The organism is Brevundimonas sp. (genome assembly GCF_052436175.1).
In the GTDB taxonomy this organism is placed as follows: Bacteria; Pseudomonadota; Alphaproteobacteria; order Caulobacterales; family Caulobacteraceae; genus Brevundimonas.
The window spans coordinates 1-3,627 of record NZ_JBQVNM010000110.1 but is presented as its reverse complement, the minus strand read 5'-3'; the positions used below and the strand labels follow the sequence as shown (position 1 = coordinate 3,627).

The following is a 3,627-nucleotide window of genomic DNA, read 5'->3' as shown; positions in this document are numbered from 1 at the left end:
GGCGACAACGCCGAGCTGACCGTGGAACTGATCACCCCGATCGCCATGGACCAGGGCCTGCGCTTCGCCATCCGCGAAGGCGGCCGCACCGTCGGCGCCGGCGTGGTCTCCAAGATCATCGCCTAAAGGCGATGGCGCGCTTTTGAGCGCGTCAGCGGCCTCAAGTCGCGAGCCTCCGCGAGGTGAGCATAGGCCAAACAAACAGAGCGGCCCCCGGAGCGATCCGGGGGCCGTTTTGCTGTGGCGCACGTCCGCGATGACCACGCACCACGGGCAGGTTAGAAGGACCGAATGCGTCGCGTCCTGAGCCTCTGTCTCCTTCTGGTGCTCACTGCGGCCTGCGCCACCCATCCGGGCAAGATCCCGGCGGTCGTGGGCGCCTCCGACGCCCGTAGGGTCGAGGCGAGCGTCGAGGGCGGCGTCGTGCGCGGGGTCGAAGGCGCGGGCGTTCGCGCCTTCCTCGGCCTGCCCTATGCCGCGCCGCCGGTCGGGTCCCTGCGGTGGCGGGCGCCCCAGCCGGTGCGGTCCTGGCAGGGCGTGCGTGACGCCACGCACATCGGGCGCGACTGCACCCAGGCCCTCGGGCGCGACGCCATTCTCGGCGGGGGCGGGGGGATCGTCTTCGGCGCCGAGGACTGCCTCTATCTGAACGTCTACGGCCCCGCCGACGCCGGGCCGCATCCGGTCATGGTCTTCCTGCCCGGCGGCGCCTTCACCATCGGGGCGGGCGCCAACTACGATCCGTCGAGGCTGGCGGTCGAGCAGGGCCGGGTGGTGGTCACGGTCAACTACCGCCTCGGCGCCCTGGGCTGGCTGGCCCATCCCGGCTTTGCGGCGGACGGCGACGGCCTGGGCGGCAACTGGGGTCTGATGGACCAGCAGGCGGCCCTGCGCTGGGTTCGCGCCAATATCGCGGCCCTGGGCGGTAACGCGGCCGATGTCACGGTCTTCGGCGAGAGCGCCGGGGCCTGGAGCGCCTGCCACCTGATGGCCTCCCCGGGATCTCAGGGCCTGTTCGACCGGGTGATCCTGCAGAGCGGAACCTGTATCGAGCCCCAGTCCCTGCGCTCGGCGGATGAGGCGGCGGCCGACGGCCCGGCCTTTGCGTCGTTCGTTGGCTGCGTGGGCGAGGCGGTCGTCGAGTGCCTGCGCCGTCTGCCCGCCCGAAGCATCGCCCGCGCCGCCTCCACCCGCGCCGGGCTGAACGGGCCGGGCTCATGGGGGCCTGTCTATGGGGACGCAACCGTGCCCGTCGCCCCGCCGCTGGCCTTCCTGAAGGGCGACTTCGTGCGCGTGCCCGTCGTGGTCGGGACCAACGCGGACGAGGGCCGGCTGTTCGCGGTCCAGGTCCGGGACGCGGCCCGCTACGCCGCCCAGACCCGCTGGCTGTACGGCGACTCCGGCGACGCGGTCCTGGCCCGCTATCCGATCGACCCAGCGGACGGGAAGGCTGGCCCCGGCCTCGCCATGGCGCGCAGCTTCACCGACCAGAAGTTCGCCTGTCCGGCCGAGGCCCTGCGTCGCCTGCTGGCGCGCCATGTTCCGGTGTCCGGCTACGAGTTCGCCGACCCGGATGCGCCCCTGGCCCTGCCGGCCTGGTTGTTTCCCTATGACATGGGCGCCTACCACGCCTCGGAACTGACCTATTTGTTCGGCAGGCCCTGGGCCTTCGCCGATCCGGCGCGGTTCACGCCGGAACAGGCCGCGCTGGGCGAGCGAATGCGCGGCCTCTGGACGGGTTTCGGCCACGGCGCGGACTGGCCTGGGGACGGGCGCGTTCTGGTCCTCGACCCGGCAGGCGACCGGTTGAGCGACGACTTCGCCGCCCGCCATCAGTGCGATCTCTGGGCGACGACGCCGTTCGGGCCTGTCGCTCCCTCTAGATGAACTTCACCTCCACCCCCGGCTTGACCGCCGCCGCCAAGATCTGGGCGTCCCAGTTGGTTAGGCGGACGCAGCCGTGCGAGGCCGTCTTTCCGACGCGGGAAGGCTCGGGCGTGCCGTGAATGCCGTAGCTCTCGCGCGACAGGTCGATCCAGACGGCGCCGACCGGATTGTTCGGCCCGGTCGGCACGACCACCTTCTTTCCGCCGGGGCCATAGCTGAGCTTGGCGGGGTCGTAGGTGTAGTCCGGCGTCCGGGCCACGCCGTTCACCTTCAGGTCGCCGCGCGGCGACGGGTTGTCCGAACTGCCGACCGTGGCCGGAAACACCGCCAGGACGGCGCCGTCCTCGCCATAGGCGGTCAGACGATTGCCCCGGCCGTCGATCTCGATCCGCGCCACGGGGGCCAGGGGCGGCCGGTTTACCAGAGGCACGACCACGGCTTGACCCGCTCGGTCGAAAGCGACCCCCGGATTGAGCGCTTGCAGCAGGGCGGGGGAGGCGTGGACCCGTTCGGCCAGACGTTCCAGCGCCGAAGTGTAGGCCACCCCGTTGCGCGCCTGGGCTTCAAGGTCTTCGCCGGGTGGCGGGCTGAACGGGCCGGCGACATCGACCTCGGTCAGCTGCTCCGTCGTCGTCACGGGCCGGTCGTCGTTCCGGATCAGGGCCTGAAGCAGAGCGTCGTCGGCCATCTCGGAGGCGCCCAGACCATGGGCCTGTCGATAGGCGGCGATCGCCCGGCGCAGGTTGGAGCCGTCCAGCCCGTCGATCTCGCCCGGGGAGAAGGGGGTGCGGTCCAGCAGGATCTGCATCCGCACCAGTGCCGGATCCGGCGCGCCCGATCCGGGCAAGACGGGCGGCAGCGCGGCGGCCGTCTCGATGGCCTGAACGAGCGGATTGGCGGGCGTGGCGGCGGGCGCCTGGGCGCGCCCCGATCCCTCCGTCGTCCCGGGTTCACCGCAGGCGGCGAGCAGGCCGAGAGCGAGGGCGGAGGAGATCAGGAGGGCGGGACGCGGCATGGAAACTCCGTAAGCGACTGGTCTCTAAACCAATCGCCCGAAGCGCCCTGACGTTCCTTCTGCTGTTCCCTTCGGATCAGCGCACGGCGGCGGCCAGGCTGTCTGCCGTGACCGAGGCCCAGCAGGCGTAACCGTCGTCGTTCATGTGCAGGTCGTCCGGCCCGATGCCGCCGCGCGTCAGGCCGGTCCAGCCGCGCATGGCGTCGAAGCGGTGCTGGACCGCATAGCCCATCCGCGCGCCCTCGACGGCCAGGAGCCGGGCGACCTCGCCGAGCTCGGTGTTCTTGCCCCGGAAATTGACCCCGTCTTCCGGCAGCCTCTGCGGGTCGATCAGCAGGACATCGACGTTGGCCGCGTCGAGAATGGCCTGGCCGCGCGCGATGTCGGCCATGACGTCATTCCACGGGCGGGCCCGCAGTACGTCGTTGGTCCCCACCTGCCAGATGACGAGGTCGGGCTTGTAGGCCGTGATCTCGGCCTGCATCCGGTTGGCGGTCTCGAAGGCGGATTCGCCGCCGATGCCCCGGTTGATCACATTGACCGCGACATCGGGGAGGCGGGCGCGCAGATCGGCTTGCAGGCGGGGCACGAAACCCAGGTCGCGACTGCTGGCGCCCACGCCCTCGATGCTGGACGAGCCGATGGCGAGGATGTTCAGCCGGCTGGCCTCGCGCACGGCGGCGCGGGACCGATAGAGCCCGTCTCCGGCCAGGGTCAGGGCGGCG

The 3,627-nt window shown here is 71.5% G+C and carries 3 protein-coding genes and 1 pseudogene; 2 read left to right on the top strand and 2 right to left on the bottom strand.

Translation table 11 applies throughout. The features are described 5' to 3' along the window. Positions 1 to 126: pseudogene (gene tuf / locus ACT6QK_RS14880) on the top strand (elongation factor Tu); the annotation flags it as partial. Positions 127 to 291: 165 nt separating this feature from the next. Then, on the top strand, positions 292 to 1,887 hold the full coding sequence (locus ACT6QK_RS14875) for a carboxylesterase/lipase family protein (RefSeq protein WP_444598600.1): 1,596 nt from the start codon (positions 292 to 294) through the stop codon (positions 1,885 to 1,887). Here the strand turns inward: ACT6QK_RS14875 and ACT6QK_RS14870 are convergent. Next, entirely contained in the window at positions 1,880 to 2,902 is a 1,023-nt protein-coding gene (locus tag ACT6QK_RS14870) for a L,D-transpeptidase family protein (protein ID WP_444598599.1), read from the bottom strand. The genes ACT6QK_RS14875 and ACT6QK_RS14870 overlap by 8 nt on opposite strands. A gap of 76 nt (positions 2,903 to 2,978) precedes the next feature. Beyond that, the coding region (locus tag ACT6QK_RS14865) for an SGNH/GDSL hydrolase family protein (protein WP_444598598.1) at positions 2,979 to 3,627 on the bottom strand (649 nt) is incomplete at its 5' end.